Below are 20,554 nucleotides of genomic sequence, written 5' to 3'. Positions count from 1 at the left end.
TTGCACTGCAACAAGAAGTCAAGTGCATGTTTCGGGGTCGATGCCGGATGGGTAGGACCCGATAAAATGCCGGTGCCAAGGTTCCGTACAGTCCCCGGCAGACTCGGCCGCCTGCGAATCGCTCACGCTCAAGCTCTGCCAGATATTGGCGGCTCGCGGGCCGACATTCGCGACGCGGGCTGGGTTTACAAAATTATTTCTCGATGTCCAGAGGACAGGCAAAGGATATTGTATTCTGTTCGCTGACGCTCAGGCGGGTTCGATTCCGGGACTGTGCGGGCGCGGCGCGGGTCGCGCATGTTGCGACGCACCAAGATCCGACCGGGCGAGGCCGATATAGAGGGCCTGCAGCGCCGCCGCGTGCACGGCGAGCGTCATCGGCTCCGCACGGAAACGGCGCCGGGCTTCGGCACCGAGGGTGCGGGTCCGGGCGTCGTCCCGCAGGGCTGCGAACGCGTCCGCCAGCGGCGCTACCTCCGGGGCGACGACGAAGCCGGTCTGGCCGTGCCGGACCTTCTCGGCGGCGCCCGAGCGGTCGGAGGCCACCACCGGGATCCCGGCCGCCAGCGCCTCGTAGACGGTGAGCGGGCCGGTCTCATACCAGCGCGACGGGGCGGCCAGGGCCCGCGCGCGGGTGCGCAGCATCGCCCAGACCGCCTCGGGCGCCTGCCAGCCCACCACCTCGACCCCGGGCCGGCCGCGCAGCTCAGCCTCCAGCGGGCCGGCGCCGATGAACAGGGCGGTCAGGCCGGCGGCCCTGGCCGCGTCGGCCACGAGATCGGCGCCCTTCTCCCGGGTCAGGCGTCCGACATACGCGACCGCGTCGCCCCCCGCCGGCGCGGCCGGCGGCCCGTCCGCGACCCGGACCGGGTTGTCGACGCGGTGATGGGTGACCGCATCGCCGCCCAGGAGGTCGCCCATCCGCTCCGCGACGAGACGGCGGCTCGCGTCGCAGACGTGGACGACGTGGAGCGGGCGGCCCCTCAGCACCCGCCGCAGCGTCACCGCGCGGGCGACGCGCACGAGCTTGTGGGCGCGGCTGCGCGGGTCGCAGGGCGCCGCGAGGCAGGCCGCCGACAGGGGTACGCGCCCGCAGGGCTCGGCCCGGTCGAAGCGGTAGTAGACGCCGTTCGGGCAGGCCAGGGCGTAATCGTGCAGGGTCACGACCAGCGGCGCGCCCGCTGCCGCGAGGATCGGGAAGACCGCCGGCGACAGGGCGCGGGTCCACTGGTGCAGGTGGATGACGTCGGGCCGCGTCGGCAATCCGCCGAGCGCGGCGGCGAGGCCGCGGGCCGCCGCCGCGTGCCAGAGGCCGGCCGCCGCCGCCCGGGCCCCGCCGAGCGACCAGATGTCGGGCAGGTCGAGCACGACCCGCCGGATGCCGGCATGGTCCAGCATCGGGTCGGCGGGGCCGGCGATCGCCTGGATGTAGGTCACCGCGACGCCCGCCTCGGCGAGCCCGCGGGCCGATTCGAGGGCGACCTTCTCGGCGCCGCCGCTGGCGGCCGCGAACTCGGCCAGGATCACGACGTGCATGCGGCTCCCCCGGCCTTCGACCGAGGGAGCATGGCGGAGACCGGTTTACGGGGGATCAACCGCCGGCTGTTACTGACTTCGGTCCCGGATCACAGCGGCGGAGTCCCTGACGTGCACGTCGTCCTCGTCGCAGACCACGCCGCCATCAACGGCGGCCAGGCCAAGGTCGCCATCGAGTCGGCCCTCGGCCTCGCCGCCCGCGGCGTGCGCGTGAGCCTGTTCGCCGCGGTGGGACCCGTGGATCCGCGGCTGGAGCCCGCCGGCATCCGGGTGGTCTGCCTGGATCAGGACGACGTCACCACGGCGCGCAGCAAACTGGCCTTCGCCGCGCAGGCGATCTGGAACGGGGCGGCGGGCCGGGCGCTGGCGCGGGAACTCGCTGCCTGCGATCCCCGCGACACGCTGGTCCACGTCCATGCCTTCGCCAAGGCGCTCTCGCCCGCGATCGGCCCGGCGCTCCGCGCCTCGGGCCTGCCCTGCCTCTACACGATGCACGAGTTCTTCCTGGTCTGCCCGACCGGCGGCTTCTACGCCTACCCGGAGCAGCGGATCTGCCACCGGCGGCCCATGTCGGCCGCCTGCGTCGTGGCGAACTGCGACGCCCGCAGCTATCCGCGCAAGGTCGCCCGGATGATCCGCCATGCCGGCCTCACCCAGGTGGCCCGGCTGCCGGAGCTGTTCGCCCACGTCATCACGATCAGCGACCTGCAGGAGGGCGTCGTGCGGCCGCTGATGCCGCCGGGCACCGCGTTCCACCGGGTCGACAACCCGATCGCCGTGGCGCGGGCGCCGGTTCGGGACGAGCCGCCGGGCGACTTCCTGTTCGTCGGGCGGATCTCCACCGAGAAGGGCGCGCCGATCTTCGCCGAGGCGGCCCGGCGGGCGGGCGCACGCGCGGTCTTCGTGGGCGACGGCCCCCAGCGGGCCGAGCTCGCCGCGCGCTACCCGGAGGCGGTGATGCTCGGCTGGCGCGACGCCGCGGGCGTGCAGGCGCTGATGCGGCAGGCCCGGGCGCTGGTCTTCCCGAGCGTCTGGTACGAGGGCCAGCCGCTCACCGTCTACGAGGCGCTGGCCTGCGGCACGCCGGTGATCGTCAGCGATGCCTGCGCGGGTCGGGAGGCGGTGGTCGACGGCGAGACCGGGTTCTGGTTCCGCTCGGGCGACTCGGAGGCGCTGGCCGCGCATCTGCGCCGCCTGTCGGAGGACGGGCTCGCCGCCCGGATGGGCCGCGCCGCCCACGACCGCTACTGGGCGGCGCCGCTGACCCTCGATGCGCATCTGGACCGGCTCGAAGGGGTCTACGAGACCGTGATGCGCGAGGCGTCCGCGCGCGGGCCAGCTGCCGCGCGGGCCAGGCGGCCGCTCGCCACCGCGTGACACCCACGCCGGTCAGAGCCGTGCGCGATGGCATTGCACAGGGTCCGCGACACAAGCCAGGGAAGCCCTGGACCAGCTCTCCCACCCCTCCCCCTCATCCTGAGGTGCCGGAGCGCAGCGGAGGCCTCGAAGGAGCCCTCCAGCCGGCGCGCGTTCCCTGGAGGGCTCCTTCGAGGCGGCTGCGCAGCACCTCAGGATGAGGGGGGATGGGTGGGATCGCCGGAGTCCAGGACACCGTCGGATCCTGTGTGACGCGGCCGCTTCGCTGCGCGCGCGATGACGGAGGGGACATCTCGACCCGGAAAGATCGGAAACACCGGCCCTCCCTCGCGTTGATGCCCACCAGCACCCTTGCGTGCCCCCGTCACGGACGAGCGTGAGACATGGCCGACGACCACAAGCCGAACGAGACCAAGCCGGGCTTCCAGCAGGGCAGCGCCAAGCCGGGCGACGACAAGCACCCCGACAACAAGCAGGAGAAGCTCAACGAGCGCCTGGACGACGCCCTGGAGGAGACGTTTCCGTCGAGCGACCCGGTCTCGGTGAAGATCACCAAGTAGGGGTTGGCCTCCGCCAGGGGGCTGAGCCCGTCACCTGCCGACCGGAGAAACGCTCTCTTCTCCCCTTGTGGGGAGGAGCCGGAGATGGGGGTTAGAGCAGGATCGGGCGGAGCGGTGCCTTCTGGACCACCCCCATCCCTGGCCCCTCCCCGCGAGGGGGGGGAGGGGAAAGCGCGCGGATGGCTCTGTGAACCGTCCGACTGATCAGGCGGCTTCGAGTAACCGGCGAGCGATCACCTGGGCCTGGATCTCCGCCGCGCCCTCGAAGATCGAGAGGATGCGGGCGTCGCACAGGATCCGGCTCACCGGGTATTCCAGCGCGAAGCCGTTGCCGCCGTGGATCTGCAGGGCGTTGTCGGCCGCCGCCCAGGCGACGCGGGCGCCCAGCAGCTTCGCCATCCCGGCCTCGAGGTCGCAGCGCTTGCCCTCGTCCTTCTCGCGAGCCGAGAAGTAGGTGAGCTGGCGGGCGATGTTGATCTCCACCGCCATCATGGCGAGCTTGTCGGCGACCCGCGGGAAGCTGACCAGCGGCTTGCCGAACTGGACCCGCTCCTCGGCGTAGCGCAGCCCCACGTCGAGGGCCGACTGGGCGACGCCGATGGCGCGCGCCGCGGTCTGGATGCGGGCCGATTCGAAGGTCTGCATCAGCTGGGCGAAGCCCTTGCCCTCGACCTCGCCGAGCAGGTTGGCGGCCGGCACCTCCAGCCCCTCGAAGGCCAGCTCGTACTCCTTCATGCCGCGGTAGCCGAGCACCTCGATCTCGCCCCCCGACAGACCCTGCACGGGGAAGGGATCCTCATCCGTCCCGCGCGGCTTCTCGGCGATGAGCATGGAGAGGCCCTTGTGGCCCTTCTCCTCGGGCTTGGTGCGCACCAGCACTGTCATGATGTCGGCGCGGACCGGGTGGGTGATCCAAGTCTTGTTGCCGGTTATTTTCCAGACATCGCCGTCCTTGACCGCGCGCGTGCGCAAGCTCGCGAGGTCGGAGCCGGTGTTCGGCTCGGTGAAGACGGCGGTGGGCAGGATGTCGCCCGAGGCGATCTTCGGCAGGAAGCGCTGCTTCTGCTCCTCGGTGCCGCCGCACAGGATCAGCTCCGCGGCGATCTCCGAGCGGGTGCCGAGCGAGCCGACGCCGATATAGGCGCGGGACAATTCCTCCGAGACCACGCACATGGCGGTCTTGGGCAGGCCCATGCCGCCGTATTCCTCGGGGATCGTCAGCCCGAAGACGCCGAGCTCGGCCATCTTCTGCACGATCTCCATCGGGATGTAGGCGTTCTTCAGGTGCCACTCGTGCGCCTGATCGACCACCTCGGCCTTGCCGAAGCGGCGCATCTCGGAGCGGATCGCCTCCATGTCCTCGTCGAGGCCCGAGGCGCCGACCGTGGCCGAGCCGCTGCCGTCGCGCATCTGGGCGACCAGGGCGGCGCGGTTCTCCGGGGTGTTGCCCTCGGCGATCAGGGTCTCGACGGCGTCGGTGCGGTAGGAGGCCACCTCCTTGGCGGTGAGCCCGAGGGAGCCGGTGGGCCGGACCATCTCGCCCTGGCTCATCGGGATGCCGGAGAACAGCTGGTCGAGGTACTCGCCGGCGCCGATCCGCACGAGGAGCGACTCCGTCTCGCCGAACCGGCCCTCCGCCTGGAGGCGCTCGGCATAGCCGCCGAGTTCGGCGATGGCCTCGGCGTAGGTCGCGAGCCACGCGAGGCCGTGGGCGGCGTGCTGCTGCCCTTCGAGCTTGGCCGCATCGACGCGCCCGTCCGTGCCGAGGATCCGCGTCCGGACCCGGCGGGTGGCCTCCGCGGCGAGGGCCTTGGCGCTCTCGCCGGCGGACTTGGTCAGGGAGACGAGATCCTGCGGTTCGGTCTGGATGGCGGGGGATGCGGACATGCGTTCAGCTCGCGTGGCGTTTTATTGGATCGTGTCTTTTAACCTGTTCGGGCGCGGAGCCGAAGCAGATTTCGTTTGTGGCGTCTTGAACTGAAGTTGAAGACGCGACGACTTGGCGAGAACCCGTTCGACTTGGGAGGTCCAAATTTCAACCTCATTCTGAGGTGCCGGAGCGCAGCGGAGGCCTCGAAGGAGCCCTCCAAGAGCCGCGCGATCCTGGAGCCTTACGATGAGGCGCTTCAGAAAACCCGTCTGTGTCTCGATGGCTACGACCAGGGATCCGACCCGTCATTCAGGGGCGCCGCAGGCGAGCCCGGACCCGGAGGGCACGCCGGAGGCGGGCAATCCAGAACCGCTGTTGGTGCAGAGTCTTGGCGCGGTGGCGGGTCTGGATTTCCGGGCTCCGCTGCGCGGCCCCGGAATGACGGAGGGAAGCGGCTGCGATGCGTCGATAGAGTGGGAGTTGAGCCATCCGCCCGAACGGGCGACGAAAATCGCACGGTGTCCAATTTCTAGCCCTGGAGCTCTCCTTCGAGGCCCGCTGACGCGGGCACCTGAGGATGCGGTGGTGATTGGGAGATCGCCGGCTTCGATCGACGGACGGGTCACGTCCGACCGCTCAGCGCTTCTGTTCGCAGCGCGTCTTCACATAGGCCCCGTCCTCGCCCTTGAACCCGGAATTGGCCGCCAGCACCGGCCCCTGCACGAGGCATTCCTGGAGCGTGTGGGCCGGGCCGGTGACCACGTCGATGGCGGTTTCGCGGGAGCAGTCCGGCGCCTGGACGGTGGCGGCGCAGATGAGGGCGACGACGACGATCGAATTCATGGGGCCTCCCGTGAGTCGGGCCCGGCTCTCGAGACGGCGGGCGGCGTCTACCGAAAGATGAAAGTCCTGGGGCTGGTTCCATCGGCCCGGAGACTGGGTCTTTGCGACCGGAGGGCAGCGAGCCAGGGCAGCGCTGCGTTCGGAAGCGTCGCGCATCTCCGGGTCGCTTCACTGCACGCGATGACGGCGTGCGTCACACCAGCGCGGCGAGATCGGCGCCCGACTCGATCACGTCAGGGCTCGGCACCCGATCCTCGCCCAGCAGGTGCAGGAAGGCCGTGAAGGCCGGGTTGCGCCCGATGCTGCAGGCGGCCACCGCCCGGTTCTCGCGGACGTAGTAGGCGATGAAGTCCAGCGCCTCCGGGTCGCCCTGCAGGATGATCCGCTCGAAACCCGGCGCGTAGCCGCCGTAATCGAGTCGCTTGTCCCCCTGGTTGCTCCAGAAGAACGGCGCGCCGGAAAAGCCGCCGGTTGCGCCCAGGATCGCCCGGGCCGCGTGCGTCCCGTGCTGCTGCGCCAGCCGCCAGTGCTCGATCCGGGCCGTGACGCCGCTGCCGCGCTCGGGAAAGGCCGCGATGTCGCCCGCGACCCAGACGTTGTCGGCGAGCTTCAGGTCGGCGCCCACCGGGAGGCCGCCGTGCTCGTCAGGCTCGACGCCCGCCACGATCCCGGTCTCCGGCGCGGCGCCGGCGCCGATCAGCACGAGGTCGGCCGGCAGCCGCGTGCCGTCCGCGGTCTCGACCGCCGCGACGGAGCCGGTGCCGGCGATCCGCGCGACCGCGCCGGTGACGAAGGTCACGCCGGTGCCGGCATGGTAGCGCTTCAAGGCCGCGCCCACGGCTTCGCCGAAGCGCTTGGCGAAGGGAATCTCCTCGCGGGACAGGACCGTCACCGACAGGCCGCGCTTGGTCAGGAAGGCGGCGGCCTCCAGGCCGATGAAGCCCGCGCCGATCACCACCACCCGTTCGGCCGCGCCCGCCGCCTCGCTGAGCCGGACCGCGTCGTCGAGGCTGCGCAGGGTCATCACGCCGTCGAGGCGGGCCCCTTCGAAATCCGGCACCACGGCGCGGCTGCCGGTGGCGATCAGCAGGGCGTCGCCGGTGAGCACGCGTCCGTCCGCCAGGGTCACGCTGCGGGCGGCCGGGTCGATCCGGCTCGCCTCGGCCTTGAGCCGCTCCACCCGGTGGGCGGTGGAGAAATCCGGCTCCAGCAGGGTCTTTTCCGGCGGGGTCGGCTTGGCGAGGAACTGCTTGGACAGCTTGGTCCGGTCGTAGGGCGGGTGCGCCTCGCGGCCGACCATGGTGATGGCGCCGGAGTAGCCCTCGCGCCGGAGCGTGGTGACGCAGGCGACCGCCGCCGCGCCGGTGCCGACGATCAGGACATGGCCGACGGGCGTCTCGGCGCGCCTGGCCGGAGCGGGCTCGGGGGCGAGCGTGGCCACCGCCTCGCCGCCCTCGATCCGGACGGGGTAGCGGGTGAGCGCCGCGAGGGCCGGAGGCTCCTCCAGGGCACCGTCGGCCAGGGAGAACGCCGCCTTGTGCCAGGGGCAGTACAGCCGGCCGCCGCAGATCTCGCCCTTGGCGAGGGGGGCGCCGAGATGCGGGCACTTGGCCTGGAAGGCGCGCACGCCGTCCGCATCGCGCACGAACAGCACCGCCTCCTCGCCGGCCTTGCCCTCGGCTTTCCCGCCGAGCGGGATGGCGTCGAGGGCGAGGCGGACCTCGCGGGGCTTATCCTGGTTCATGATCGCCTCGCCCGCTGCCGGCCCGGACCGTCGCGGCCCGCGCGCACCAAACCGCGAGGACCGGAAGGGTTTCCGGGCCTTCGGTCGCAGGGCCGGCGCCGCGCCGCCGCGGCTCAGCCCCGGCTGGCGACCGCGACTCCGAGGGCGGCGAGCGCCATGCCGGCGCCCTGCACCGGCGTCAGAACCTCGCCGAACAGCAGGTAGCCGAGGAGGGCCGCCACCGGCGGCACGAGGAAGAACAGCGCGGCGACGCCCGCCACCGCCCCCCGCCGGATCAGCACCAGCAGCAGCAGGATCCCCGCCACCGAGTTGACCAGCACCGCCCAGGCGAGACCGAGCCACAGGGCCGGGGCCGGGTCGTAGGCCGTGCTGCCGAAGGCCAGCGCCAGCGGGATCGCGCAGGCCATGCCCCCGACGAATTGCAGCGTCGCGCCGGCCAGCAGGTCGCCCCGGCCGCCGGTGCGCTTCTGCCAGAGGGTGCCGAACGTCAGGGCGAGCACCGCCAGGAGACTGATCGCGAGCGCTTCCGGCGGGATCCCGGACGGGTCCGTGGCGCCGAGCTTCGGGGCGAGGACCAGGGCCGTGCCGGCAAAGCCCAGGAGGATGCCGAGCGCCCGCCGCCCGCTGACGCGCTCGCCCAGCAGCGGCCGCGCCAGCAGCGCGGTCAGCAGCGGCTGGAGGCTGCCGACGAGGGCCGCGATGCCGGCCGGCAGCCCGTGGCTCACCGCCCAGAACACCCCCGACAGGTAGACGCCCTGCATCAGGAAGCCCGCGATGACGGGGTCGCGCCAGCCCGCCCGGTCCCCGGGCCAGCGCACCCGGGAGGCCGTGGCGATGCCGGCCAGCACCAGGGCGACGGCGGTGAAGCGGACGGCCGTGAAGGCCAGCGGGTCCGCGTGCGGCACCACCGCCCGGGCGGAGATGAAGCCGGTCGCCCAGATCGGGATGAACAGCGCCGGCAGGGCGCTGGACGCGAGGCTCGGCGGGCGGGCGGGGTCAGGCATGGCGGTATCTAAGGAGCATCGGACCGGCGAGTCGCAACGGCGATCAGGCCCTCCGGCCGGCCGGCTAGGGCGGCAGGCGCCCGGCGTGGCGCCGGCGCGTCACTGGCCGGCGATCAAAACCCGATCGGGACCGGATCGGGCCGGCGGCGTTGACGGGCGGGTCCCGGCGCCGTTCATCGGCGAGCCGCTTCGTCACGAGGATCGTTGACCACCCGTGAATCCCCTCCGCAGTGGACTTCAGGTCGCCGGCCTCGCCGCGCAGCGCTTCGTCTCCCACGACGGCTGGGCGATCGCGAGCCACATCGCGCTCTCGACCCTGACGTCGCTGTTCCCGTTCCTGATCCTGCTGGCGGCGCTCGCCGGCCTGTTCGGCACGCAGTCGCTGGCCGACGAGGCCGGCGTGCTGATCTTCGACGCGTGGCCCCGCGAGATCGCCAAGCCGATCGTCGGCGAGGTGCACCGGGTGCTCACCGAGCAGCGCAGCGGCGTGCTGACGCTGGGCGCGCTGTTTGCCCTGTACTTCTCCTCCTCGGGGGTCGAGAGCCTGCGGGTCGGCCTGAACCGGGCCTACGGGCTGCGCGAGAGCCGGCCCTGGTGGCTGACCCGGCTCGAATCGATCGGCTACGTCATCTGCGGCGCCTTCGCCATGCTGGCCTTCGCGCTGCTGGTGGTGCTGGGACCGCTGATCTGGCGCAACGTCGTGCTGGTGGCGCCGGGACTGGAGCCCCTGAGCCTCACGGTGGCGATCGGGCGCATCGCCATCACGGCCCTGCTCCTCGCCGTCGTCCTGGTGATCGCCCACAAGTTCGTCGCCGCCGGGCGCCGCTCGATCCTGTCGGTGCTGCCGGGGATCGGGGTGACGCTGGTGCTGTGGTTCTTCGCGGGCCTCGGCTTCGGCTACTACCTCGACCGGTTCTCGAACGCCTACGCGTCGACCTACGGGGGTCTGGCCACCGCGATGGTGTTCCTGGTGTTCCTCTACTGGCTCGCCGCCATGTTCCTGTTCGGCGGCGAGATCAACGGCACGGTGATCGCCGCCCGCCGCAGCCGCCTGCAGGCCAAGATGCTGGCGCGGCGGGCCGAGAGGGAGGGGAAGTGGACGGGCTCGGGCCCCTGACCGCGCAGGACCAGGGATCTCCGCGAGCCCGCCCCGGGGCGGCCGCCCCTCAGAACAGCCCGTCGATCTGGCCGTTGGCGTCCAGCCGGATCGTGTCGGCGGCCGGCACGCGCGGCAGGCCCGGCATGGTCATGATCTCCCCGCAGATCACCACCACGAAGCCCGCGCCGGCCGACAGCCGGACGTCGCGCACGCCGACGATGTGGCCCTCCGGCGCCCCCATCAGGGTCGGGTCGGTGGAGAACGAGTACTGGGTCTTGGCCATGCAGATCGGCAGATGGCCGTAGCCGTCCTTCTCGAAGGTTGCGAGCTTGCCGGCCGCCTTGGTCTCGATCTGGATGTCGGCGGCGCCGTAGAGCTTGGTGGCGATCGCCCGGATCTTGTCGGTCAGGCGCGTCTCCGTCTCGTAGGCGTGGCGGATCGGCGCCGGCTCGGCCTGGCTGAGCTTCACCACCGCGCGGGCGAGTTCCTCGGCGCCGGCCCCGCCCTCGGCCCAGTGGCGGCAGGTGATCGCCTCCACGTCGAGCCGCTCGCGGCACAGCTCCTTCAGCTTGGCGTGCTCGGCGTCGGTGTCGGCATGGAAGTGGTTGACGCCGACCACCACCGGCAGGCCGAAGCCGCGCAGGTTGGTCACGTGCCGGGCGAGATTCGCAAAGCCCTTCTCCAGGGCCTCGATGTTCTCGCCCCCGAGGTTCTTCTTATCGACGCCACCGTGCATCTTGAGGGCGCGGATCGTGGCCACGACCACCACGGCCGACGGGGTCAGGCCCGCCTGCCGGCACTTGATGTCCAGAAACTTCTCCGCACCCAGATCGGCGCCGAAGCCGGCCTCCGTCACCGTGTAGTCGGCGAGCCGCAGGCCGGCCCGCGTGGCGATCACCGAGTTGCAGCCATGGGCGATGTTGGCGAAGGGGCCGCCGTGGATCAGCGCCGGGTTGCCTTCGAGCGTCTGCACGAGGTTCGGCTGCAGGGCGTCCTTGAGCAGCACCGTCATGGCGCCGGTGGCCTTCACGTCCTTGAGGGTGACGAGCTTGCGGTCGCGGGTCTCGGCGATGACGATCCGGCCGAGGCGCTCCTCTAGGTCGGCCAAGTCCTTGGCGAGGCAGAACACCGCCATCACCTCGGAGGCGACCGTGATGTCGAACCCGTCCTCCCGGGGGAAGCCGTTGGCGACGCCGCCGAGCGACTGGTTGATCGCGCGCAGGGCCCGGTCGTTCATGTCGACGACGCGGCGCCAGTGGATCCGGCGCACGTCGATGTTGAGCTCGTTCGCCCAGTAGACGTGGTTGTCGATCAGCGCGGCCGCGAGGCTGTGGGCCGACGTGATGGCGTGGAAGTCGCCGGTGAAGTGCAGGTTGATCTGCTCCATCGGCACGACCTGCGCCTTGCCGCCGCCGGCGGCGCCGCCCTTCATGCCGAAGCACGGCCCGAGCGAGGGCTCGCGCAGGCAGATCATGGTCTTCTCGCCGATGCGGTTCAGGGCGTCGCCGAGGCCGACCGTGGTGGTGGTCTTGCCCTCGCCCGCCGGCGTCGGGGAGATCGCCGTCACCAGCACGAGCTTGCCGGGCTTCCGGCTCTCCAGCCCGGCGATGTAGCCGTGGTCGATCTTGGCGATGTGCTTGCCGTAATTGTGGAGCGCGTCATCCGGGATGCCGAGCCGCTCGGCGACCTGCCCGATCGGCTTCAGGGTCGCGGCGCGGGCGATCTCGATATCTGACGGCATGGGCGTTCCTCCCTGAATCGCGGGCTCGTGGCCCGCCGCCGGCTCTTGCCGTGCGGATATCCGGTCGCGCGGGCGACCGCCCGCGAACGGCTGCGCACTGTGCGTCAAACGGTTGGGAAAAGCGCGTCGATTTTTATGAGGGAGCGGACAAAATACTCTTGTCGACCCGGAAGGGAGCATGCCCAGCCGTCTTTGCGAGCGGAGCGAAGCGATTCAGCAGCGCCACGCCGACCGAAGTCGCGCCGCCCTGGGTCGCTTCGCTGCGCTCGCGATAACGGGCGCCGGTGGGCGTCGGATCAGCCCCCCGACTTCTTGGCCTTGTCGGCGGCGCCCGGCGCCTCGTGCGGCTGGGGCGCGCCCTTGGGCAGTTCCGGATTCTCCGGATTGTGCGGGGCCGCCACCGGGGCCGGCACGGTCTCGGCGGTGGCGGTCGGCTTCTCGATGTCGGGCAGGCCGTCCTTCAGCTTCGCGTTGATCTGCGCGAGGTCGTCGGGCTCGGGGTTCAGGTCCTTGGCGTGCTGCCACTGGAACTTGCCCTCCAGGCGCCGGCCGGAGCGCCAGTAGGCGTCGCCCAGGTGGTCGTTGATGGTCGGATCGCCCGGCTTCAGCTCGACCGCCTTCTCCAGTTCGCGCACCGCGTCGTCCCAGCGGCCGAGGCGGAAATACGCCCAGCCGAGGCTGTCCACGATCATGCCGTCCCGGGGGCTCGCGTCGGCGGCCTGCTGCAGCAGCTTGAACGCCTCGTCGATGTTGGTGTTCTGGTCGACCCAGGAATAGCCGAGATAGTTCATCACCTGGGCCTTGGCGGCCGGCTGGTTGGCCGGCACCAGGGACAGGGCCTTCTTCAGGTCGGCCTCCGCCTTCGGCCACTGCTTGGCGCGCTCGTAGGCGGTGCCGCGGAAATAGTAGGTCGTCCAGTAATTGGCCTGGGGCCGGTCGCCGATCAGGCCGATCGCCCGGGTGTAGGTGGCGGCGGCCTCCTCGTACTTCTTGCGGGCGCGCTGGACGTTGCCGAGGGCCGTGATGACGTCGATGTCGTCGGGATGCGCCTTCATGGTGGCGTCGAGGTGCTCCAGCGCCTCGTCGCCCTTGCCCATCTGCTCCAGGTTCAGGCCGACCTGGATGTCGGCGTTGAGCTTGAGCGGGGAATTGGCCGGGATCTGCGCGTAGGCCTCGTTGGCGCGCTCCGGCTGCTTCATCCGGTCGAGGGTGTCGGCGAGCGTCAGCCGGGCGAGCGCGTGGTCGGGGGCGAGGTAGAGGGCCAGACGCAGGTAGATGACGGCGGGCAGCTCGTCGCCCTGCGTCGAGCCCGCGGAGCCCAGCCCGTACAGCACCTCGGCGGCGCCTTCCTGCGCGGTGGTGATCAGCCGCCCGAGGGGCTTGCCGTCCTTGAGCTTGTCGAGGGCGTCGCGCACCAGCGGGTGGCGGGGCGAGAGTTGGTCGAAGTCGGAATAGGCCTGGATCGCCAGATCGGTGCGGCCGAGGCTCGCCTCCATCCGGGCATAGGCGTCGACGATGCGCAGCGTGTTGCGGTCGGCCTCGTAGGCGGCCTTCAGGCGCCGCTCGGCCTCGGCGTTGTCGCCGGTCACCGAGGCGATCAGGCCGGCGTGATAGTCGCGGAACGTGTTGTAGTAGCGCTCGCCCCGGAGCTTGTTGACCGTCTCCAGCGCCTTCTTGCCGTCACCGGCGCCCGCGTACGACCAGGCGGTCAGCAGCGTGGCGGTGAGGTCGGTCGCCGCGCCCCGGCCGCTCCGCGAAAAATTCTGGCGGGCGGCGGCCCACTGGCCGGCCTTGATCTGGCGCACCCCGAGGGAGAGGTTGGCGAGACCGTTGGTCGGATCGCGGGCGATCAGCTTCTCGGCGGTGCGGAACGCGTCCGGCAGGGCGCCGTCGGCGAGCAGCGAGATGAAGGCGCGCTCGACGAGTTCCGCGTTGCGCGGGTCGGCCTTCACGGCCTCGCGGTAGAAGGTGGCGGCCGCCGCGGTGTCCCGGGACGCGCCCGCGATGTAGGCCGAGAGGAAGTTGCCCTCCAGCGAATCCGCGGGCTCGTAATCGAGCACCGGGGTCGATTCCTTCGGCTGCGCGGCCAGGACGGTCTGCGGCAAGCCGGCGGCGAGCAGCAGGGCGAGCGCCGAAACGCTCCGGCGGGCGCGGAATGTCATCATGAACCGATCGCGGCTCCTGGGCGCCGGCCCGTCACGGGGGTCGGGCGCGAGAATGGCGGGGCGTCCCCGAAAAAACGTTGGGGACACTGAACCCATCCCGCCAGCCCCGCAAGGCGAAAGGATGGCGTCGGGGCCGCGGAGCGCGTCGTCCGCGTTCCCGTCATCGCGAGCACGGCGACGCGACCCAGGGCGGCGCCACCGCGGAAGGCGTGACGCCGCTGGATCGCTTCGCTGCGCTCGCAAAGACAGATGCTCCGGCTCCCCGGCCGGGGGCGATCCTCACATGTTCGGATAGTTCGGCCCGCCCGGACCCTCCGGCGTCACCCAGTCGATGTTCTGGTTCGGATCCTTGATGTCGCAGGTCTTGCAGTGGACGCAGTTCTGCGCGTTGATCTGATAGCGCACGCCGTCGCTCGCGGACGCGTCCTCCACCCACTCGTAGACGCCCGCCGGGCAGTAGCGGCCGGAAGGGCCGCCGAAGACGTCGTGCTCGGAGCGCTTCTGCAGCTCCAGGTCGCGGACCTTCAGGTGGGGTGGCTGGTCCTCCTCGTGGTTGGTGTTCGACAGGTAGACCGAGGACAGCCGGTCGAAGGTCAGCTTGCCGTCGGGCTTCGGGTAGACGATCGGCGTCACCTCGGAGAGCGGCTTCAGGCAGGCGTGGTCGGGCTTGCCGTGCGCGAGCGTGCCGAACGGCGAGGCGCCCAGGATGGTGGTCGCCCACATGTCGATGCCGCCGAGGCCGACGCCGACCAGCGTGCCGTACTTGGACCAGAGCGGCTTGACGTTGCGCACCGCCTTCAGGTCCTGCCCGATCGGGCTGTCGCGCCAGCCGGATTCGTAGGCGGTGAGTTCGTCGCCGGCGCGGCCCGCCTTCAGGGCGTCCGCGATGGCGTCGGCCGCCTGCATGCCGGACAGCACCGCGTTGTGCGAGCCCTTGATCCGCGGCACGTTCACGAAGCCGGCCGAGCAGCCGACGAGGCAGCCGCCGGGGAAGACCAGCTTCGGCACCGATTGCCAGCCGCCCTCCATGATGGCCCGCGCCCCGTAGCCGATGCGCTTGGCGCCCTCGAAGGTCTCGGCGATCATCGGGTGGGTCTTGAAGCGCTGGAACTCCTCGAACGGCGACAGGGTCGGGTTCTCGTAGTTCAGGTGCGTGACGAAGCCGACCGAGAGCAGGTGGTCGCCGAAATGGTAGAGCCAGGAGCCGCCGCCGGCCTTGTTGGGCAGCGGCCAGCCCATCGTGTGCTGCACCAGCCCCGGCTCGAACTTGCCGGGGGCGAGCTGCCACAGCTCCTTCACGCCGAGCCCGTACTTGAAGTGGTCGCTGTGCCGGTTGAGCTCGAAGCGCTGGATCAGCCCCTTGGTCAGATTGCCCCGGGCGCCCTCGCCGAACACCGTGTACTTGCCGCGCAATTCCATGCCGCGGGTGTAGTCGTCGCGCGGATCGCCCGACTTGCCGATGCCGAGATCGCCCGTGGCGATGCCCGCCACGGCGCCGTTGTCGTCGAACAGCACCTCGGAGGCCGGGAAGCCGGGATAGATCTCGACGCCGAGCGCCTCGGCCTGGACGCCCAGGTACTTGCACACGTTCGAGAGCGACCCGACAAAGTTGCCGTGGTTCGACATGAGCTTGGGGAAGAACACGTTCGGCAGGGTGATGCCGCTGTTCTTGGTGAGCATCATGAACTCGTCGCGCTGCACCTCCGTCTTGAGCGGCCGCTCCGGATCGGTGCGCCACTCCGGCAGCAGGCGATCCAGGCCGATCGGGTCGATCACCGCCCCCGACAGGATGTGGGCGCCGACCTCCGAGCCCTTCTCGACGACGACGACGGAGATCTCCTCGCCGATCTCGGCGGCGCGCTGCTTCAGGCGGATCGCGGTGGCGAGCCCGGCCGGGCCGGCGCCGACCACGACCACGTCGAAATCCATGCTCTCGCGTTCGGGCAGCGCCATCCTCGCCTCTCCTTTTCTTTGTTCCAGCCCCGATGTCTCGCCGGACCGGCAACGCTGATGCCGTCTCAAGCGATTCCAAGCTGGAAAGGCAAGTTGCCGACGCTCAAGCTCAAGGCAAAGTTCCCTTTGCCGCACCGGAGAGGATACGGGATACGCCCACCCACCCCCTCATCCTGAGGTGACCGCGGAGCGGGCCTCGAAGGAGGGCTCCAGGGATCGCGCGGCTGGCTGGAGCCCTCCTTCGAGGCCTGCGCTGCGCTCCGGCACCTCAGGATGAGGGGACAGGGTGGGACGATCGGTGTCTCGGGGCCGGAAGACACCGCGCTGTTCGGTCACGCAAGCCCTTGCCACCCGACGCGATTCCCTGAGTTGTCCACAGGTCCCGGCGATCCCACATGCTGAGTCCCATGCCGAGCCCGACCGACGCGCAAGCCGACCTGATCGCCTATCTCGATTTTCACGTGGAGGCCGGTGCCGACGCGGCGCTCGACGAGCATCCGCACGACCGCTTCACGGAGACCGATACGCCCGCGCCGACCCTGCGCACCCAGCGCCGGGCCGCGCCCCGGTCCACCGAGCAGCCCGTCAGCGCCGTCGCCAACACGCTAGTGCCACCCCCCGGTTCGCCGCCGCTCGCGGCTCCCTCCCCTGCGGCGCCGCGCACTTTCGGCCGCGCCGCCAGCGCCCAGCCCGACGAGGCCGCGAGCGACGCCCGCGCCCGGGCACGGCAGGCCAAGAGTCTCGACGAGCTGGAGCGGATCCTCGCGGATTTCGACGCGTGCCCGCTGCGCTTCACGGCGAAGAACCTCGTCTTCGCCGATGGCAACCCCGAGGCGCGGGTGATGTTTCTCGGCGAGGCGCCCGGCGCCGACGAGGACCGGATCGGCAAACCCTTCATGGGCCGCTCGGGCCAGCTCCTCGACAAGATGATGAAGGCGGTCGGGCTCGACCGGACCAGCGCGTATATCGGCAACATCGTGCCGTGGCGGCCCCCGGGGAACCGCAACCCGACCCCCCAGGAGGTGGCGGTCTGCCGACCCTTCGTGGAGCGCCAGATCGAGCTGGTCGACCCGGACATCATCGTGTGCCTCGGCGCGCCCGCGACCCAGACGCTGACCGGCACCAAGGACGGCATCCTGCGCACCCGCGGCCGGCTGTTTCCCTACCGGCTGCCCGGCCGCGAGGTGAAGCTGCTGGCGACCCTCCACCCGGCCTTCCTGCTGCGCCAGCCGGTCCAGAAGCGCCTGGCGTGGCGGGACTTCCGCGCCCTGCGCGCGCTGCTGGACGGGAAAGCTTGACCGCAAGCTTGACCCGGATCGCGGAACCGGGTCTCCCCTCCCGCCATTAGAGCTTCGTTCCCGCCGGCGGTCCGCCGCCGTCCGGACACGACGACGCACGGCAAACCGCGTCCTGCCCGAGGCGGCCGGCGCAGCATCGATGGCGGGACCCGACCATGCGCTGGGAAGATCTACGCAGCTCCGACAACGTCGAGGACCGCCGCGGCGAGGGCGGCGGCGGTGGCGGGATGGGCTTTCCCGGCGGCGGCGCCGGCGGGCTCGGCATCGGCACCATCGTGGTGCTGCTGATCATCAGCTATTTCACGGGCATCAACCCGGCGATCCTGATCGGCGGCGCCGAGCGGATCGGCGGCGGCCACAGCCAGCAGGAGCAGCCCGCCGACCCGCAGACCCAGGCGAAGCGCCGCCAGGCACCCACCGACGAGAGCGGCCGGTTCGCGTCGAAGATCCTCGGCAACACCGAGGACGTGTGGAGCCAGATCCTGCCGCAGCAGACCGGCAAGCAGTACACCCCGACGACCCTGGTGCTCTACACCGGCGGCACCCGCTCGGGCTGCGGCTCGGCCCAGGCGGCCATGGGCCCGTTCTACTGCCCGCTCGACAAGAAGGTCTATCTGGACACGGGCTTCTTCAAGGAGATGGCCTCGAAGTTCGGCGTGAAGGGCGACTTCGCCTACGCGTACGTCATCGCCCACGAGGTCGGCCACCACGTCCAGGACGTGCTCGGCATCCTCGGCAAGGTCCAGCAGCGCCAGCAGCAGGCCTCCAGCAAGACCGAGGCGAACGCCCTCTCGGTGCGCATCGAGCTGATGGCCGACTGCCTCGCCGGCGTCTGGGCCAAGAACTCCAACGACAAGTACGCCGAACTCGACCAGGGCGACATCGACGAGGCGCTCAACGCCGCCGCGCAGATCGGCGACGACGCCCTGCAGCAGCGCTCGCGCGGCTACGTGGTGCCGGATTCCTTCACCCACGGCTCCTCGGCCCAGCGGCAGCGCTGGTTCACGGCCGGCTACAAGAGCGGCCAGACCAAGGCCTGCGACACGTTCCGGACGGCGGGGAACTGAGGCGCTCCGAGAGCCTCAACCCCGTCCTTGCGAGCGGAGCGAAGCGACCCAGGGCAGCGCGACCTCTCGGATAGTGGTGCCGACTGGATTGCTTCGCTGCGCTCGCAAAGACGGCGTACCGCCTCACCCCCGGCTCAACCGCAGCGCGTTGGCCTGGACCTTCCGCCGGTAGCTGCGGATCACCTTGCCGTTCGAGGCCCCCGCGGCCAGCATCAGGGCGGCCTCGCTGGCGGCCATGATCTTCTCGGTCACCATCAGCTGCGCCTCGACCTGCGCGGCCGGGCCGCCGAAGGCGAACATCGCCATCCGCTGAGCGATCACGCCCTGGGCCTCCAGGCCGAGCATGGCCATGTCGAGGCTCGTCGTCCACCAACCGCAAAACATCGCGTTCCTCAGAGCGACCGCAACGGCCAAGCCCGGCACCATATAGGCCGGGCCGTCCGTCCGTGCGGCAGGGAAACGACGTAGCCCGCGAAATCGGGCCGAAAAGCCGCAGGACGCATGGATGAGGGCCACGGTTGCGCGCATTGCAGGGCCGCCCATGGGCCGCCCCGTCTTTGCGCCGTCTCGATCCATGCCGTAAGCGCCCCGCAGATCCCCCGACACGGCTCGCCGCATGATACGCCTCGACAAGATCACCAAGCAGAACGGGCGGCAGCTCGTCTTCATCGAGGCCTCGGCCGCCCTGCAGCGGGGCGAGAAGGTCGGGCTGGTCGGCCCGAACGGGGCCGGCAAGACCACCCTGTTCCGGATGATCATCGGCCAGGAGCAGCCCGACGAGGGGCAGGTCGCCGCCGACCGGGGCATCACGATCGGCTATTTCAGCCAGGATGTCGGCGAGATGTCGGGCCGCAGCGTCGTCACCGAGGTGATGGACGGGGCCGGCCCGGTGAGCGCGGTGGCGGCCGAACTCGCCGAGCTCGGCGCCGCCTTGGCCGATCCGGACCGCGCCGACGAGATGGACGCCCTGGTCGAGCGCTACGGCGAGGTCCAGGCCCGGTTCGAGGAGCTCGACGGCTACGCCCTGGAGGGCCGGGCCCGCGAGGTGCTCGACGGCCTGAGCTTCAGCCAGGAGATGATGGACGGCGATGTCGGCGCGCTCTCGGGCGGCTGGAAGATGCGCGTGGCCCTCGCCCGCATCCTGCTGATGCGCCCGGACGTCATGCTCCTCGACGAGCCGTCCAACCACCTCGACATCGAGAGCCTGATCTGGCTCGAATCGTTCCTGAAGGGCTATGACGGCGCCCTGCTGATGACCTCGCACGACCGCGAGTTCATGAACCGCATCGTCACCAAGGTCATCGAGATCGACGGCGGCGCGCTCACCTCCTACTCGGGCGACTACGCCTTCTACGAGGGCCAGCGGAAGCTCAACGAGGCGCAGCAGCAGGCCCAGTTCGAGCGCCAGCAGGCGATGCTGGCGAAGGAGATCGCCTTCATCGAGCGGTTCAAGGCCAGGGCCTCCCACGCCGCGCAGGTGCAGAGCCGGGTGAAGAAGCTCGACAAGATCGAGCGCGTGGAGCCGCCCCGGCGGCGGCAATCGGTGGCCTTCGAGTTCCAGCCGGCGCCGCGCTCGGGCGACGACGTCGTGATGCTGAAAGGCGTCCACAAGCGCTATGGCAGCCGCACCATCTACGAGGGGCTCGACTTCTCGGTCCGGCGCAGGGAGCGCTGGTGCGTGATGGGGATCAACGGCGCCGGCAAGTCGACGCTGCTGAAGCTCGTGACCGGCACCACGGCCCCCGACGACGGCTCGGTCACGGTCGGCGGCAGCGTCAAGCTCGGCTACTTCGCGCAGCACGCCATGGACCTGCTCGACGGCGACCGCACCGTGTTCCAGACCCTGGAGGAGGCCTTCCCGCAGGCCGGGCAGGGATCGCTGCGGGCGCTCGCCGGCTGCTTCGGCTTCTCGGGCGACGACGTCGAGAAGCGCTGCCGGGTGCTCTCGGGCGGCGAGAAGGCCCGGCTGGTCATGGCGTTGATGCTCTACGACCCGCCGAACTTCCTGGTGCTCGACGAGCCGACCAACCACCTCGACATGGGCACCAAGGAGATGCTGATCGAGGCGCTGGCCACTTACGAGGGCACGATGCTGTTCGTGTCCCACGACCGGCATTTCCTGGCGGCCCTGTCGAACCGGGTGCTGGAGGTCACGCCGGAGGGGATCCACCAGTACGGCGGCGGCTACACCGAGTACGTGGCCCGCACCGGCCAGGAGGCGCCGGGCCTGCGGAGCTGAGGGCCGCCCGCGCGGGTGGGACGCGTCCGGAGGCCCTGCGACGGACGCTCCGCTTACC

Annotated in this window: 15 protein-coding genes; 6 read left to right on the top strand and 9 right to left on the bottom strand. The window is 70.9% G+C overall.

The genetic code is table 11. The annotated features are described in order from the left end of the window. Positions 1 to 249: 249 nt before the first annotated feature. A complete protein-coding gene (locus tag ACLBX9_RS11635) occupies positions 250 to 1,536 on the bottom strand; it encodes a glycosyltransferase (protein WP_447719024.1) in 1,287 nt (428 codons plus the stop codon). Positions 1,537 to 1,647: 111 nt separating this feature from the next. On the opposite strand from ACLBX9_RS11635, the gene ACLBX9_RS11630 reads away from it, so the two are divergent. Continuing rightward, positions 1,648 to 2,913, top strand: coding sequence for a glycosyltransferase family 4 protein (locus ACLBX9_RS11630; protein WP_447719023.1), 1,266 nt, complete (start codon positions 1,648 to 1,650; stop codon positions 2,911 to 2,913). 383 nt (positions 2,914 to 3,296) lie between these two features. Further along, positions 3,297 to 3,473, top strand: coding sequence for a hypothetical protein (locus tag ACLBX9_RS11625; RefSeq protein WP_010685132.1), 177 nt, complete (start codon positions 3,297 to 3,299; stop codon positions 3,471 to 3,473). A 204-nt stretch (positions 3,474 to 3,677) separates the two neighbouring features. On the opposite strand, the gene ACLBX9_RS11620 is transcribed toward ACLBX9_RS11625, so the two are convergent. The 4 genes from ACLBX9_RS11620 to ACLBX9_RS11605 all read right to left on the bottom strand — a co-directional run bounded on the left by ACLBX9_RS11620 (position 3,678) and on the right by ACLBX9_RS11605 (position 8,934). After that, positions 3,678 to 5,360: an acyl-CoA dehydrogenase family protein gene (locus tag ACLBX9_RS11620; RefSeq protein ID WP_010685133.1), complete on the bottom strand. Its 1,683-nt coding sequence runs from the start codon at positions 5,358 to 5,360 to the stop codon at positions 3,678 to 3,680. 619 nt (positions 5,361 to 5,979) lie between these two features. Continuing rightward, on the bottom strand, positions 5,980 to 6,186 hold the full coding sequence (locus ACLBX9_RS11615; protein WP_447719022.1) for a hypothetical protein: 207 nt from the start codon (positions 6,184 to 6,186) through the stop codon (positions 5,980 to 5,982). Between the two features lie 193 nt (positions 6,187 to 6,379). Then, positions 6,380 to 7,930 carry an FAD-dependent oxidoreductase gene (locus tag ACLBX9_RS11610; protein ID WP_447719021.1) on the bottom strand — a complete coding sequence of 517 codons (1,551 nt, stop codon included), beginning with the start codon at positions 7,928 to 7,930 and terminating at the stop codon, positions 6,380 to 6,382. A 113-nt stretch (positions 7,931 to 8,043) separates the two neighbouring features. Further along, entirely contained in the window at positions 8,044 to 8,934 is an 891-nt protein-coding gene (locus ACLBX9_RS11605; protein WP_447719020.1) for a DMT family transporter, read from the bottom strand. Between the two features lie 214 nt (positions 8,935 to 9,148). On the opposite strand from ACLBX9_RS11605, the gene ACLBX9_RS11600 reads away from it, so the two are divergent. Next, positions 9,149 to 10,051 (top strand): YihY/virulence factor BrkB family protein, encoded by a 903-nt coding sequence (locus ACLBX9_RS11600; protein WP_010685138.1) that lies wholly within the window; start codon positions 9,149 to 9,151, stop codon positions 10,049 to 10,051. Between the two features lie 49 nt (positions 10,052 to 10,100). Here the strand turns inward: ACLBX9_RS11600 and ACLBX9_RS11595 are convergent, their stop codons facing one another. The 3 genes from ACLBX9_RS11595 to ACLBX9_RS11585 all read right to left on the bottom strand — a co-directional run bounded on the left by ACLBX9_RS11595 (position 10,101) and on the right by ACLBX9_RS11585 (position 15,892). Further along, the gene (locus ACLBX9_RS11595) at positions 10,101 to 11,774 is read right to left on the bottom strand and encodes a formate--tetrahydrofolate ligase (protein WP_447719019.1); all 1,674 of its coding nucleotides are present in this window, start codon (positions 11,772 to 11,774) and stop codon (positions 10,101 to 10,103) included. 296 nt (positions 11,775 to 12,070) lie between these two features. After that, positions 12,071 to 13,939, bottom strand: coding sequence for a tetratricopeptide repeat protein (locus tag ACLBX9_RS11590; RefSeq protein WP_447719018.1), 1,869 nt, complete (start codon positions 13,937 to 13,939; stop codon positions 12,071 to 12,073). 279 nt (positions 13,940 to 14,218) lie between these two features. Further along, the gene (locus ACLBX9_RS11585; protein ID WP_447719017.1) at positions 14,219 to 15,892 is read right to left on the bottom strand and encodes an electron transfer flavoprotein-ubiquinone oxidoreductase; all 1,674 of its coding nucleotides are present in this window, start codon (positions 15,890 to 15,892) and stop codon (positions 14,219 to 14,221) included. 395 nt (positions 15,893 to 16,287) lie between these two features. On the opposite strand from ACLBX9_RS11585, the gene ACLBX9_RS11580 reads away from it, so the two are divergent. Both ACLBX9_RS11580 and ypfJ read left to right on the top strand, forming a co-directional pair. Beyond that, a complete protein-coding gene (locus ACLBX9_RS11580) occupies positions 16,288 to 17,190 on the top strand; it encodes a uracil-DNA glycosylase (RefSeq protein ID WP_447719016.1) in 903 nt (300 codons plus the stop codon). A 155-nt stretch (positions 17,191 to 17,345) separates the two neighbouring features. Next, a complete protein-coding gene (gene ypfJ, locus ACLBX9_RS11575) occupies positions 17,346 to 18,257 on the top strand; it encodes a KPN_02809 family neutral zinc metallopeptidase (protein WP_010685143.1) in 912 nt (303 codons plus the stop codon). 123 nt (positions 18,258 to 18,380) lie between these two features. Here the strand turns inward: ypfJ and ACLBX9_RS11570 are convergent, their stop codons facing one another. Next, a complete protein-coding gene (locus ACLBX9_RS11570) occupies positions 18,381 to 18,641 on the bottom strand; it encodes a hypothetical protein (RefSeq protein ID WP_039893851.1) in 261 nt (86 codons plus the stop codon). Between the two features lie 232 nt (positions 18,642 to 18,873). On the opposite strand from ACLBX9_RS11570, the gene ACLBX9_RS11565 reads away from it, so the two are divergent. Next, positions 18,874 to 20,496, top strand: coding sequence for an ABC-F family ATP-binding cassette domain-containing protein (locus ACLBX9_RS11565; protein WP_010685145.1), 1,623 nt, complete (start codon positions 18,874 to 18,876; stop codon positions 20,494 to 20,496). Positions 20,497 to 20,554 lie beyond the last annotated feature (58 nt).

This window comes from Methylobacterium sp. A49B (assembly GCF_053346215.1).
Note: the sequence above shows the minus strand (reverse complement) of the source record. Positions and strands in the feature narration are given on the sequence as shown.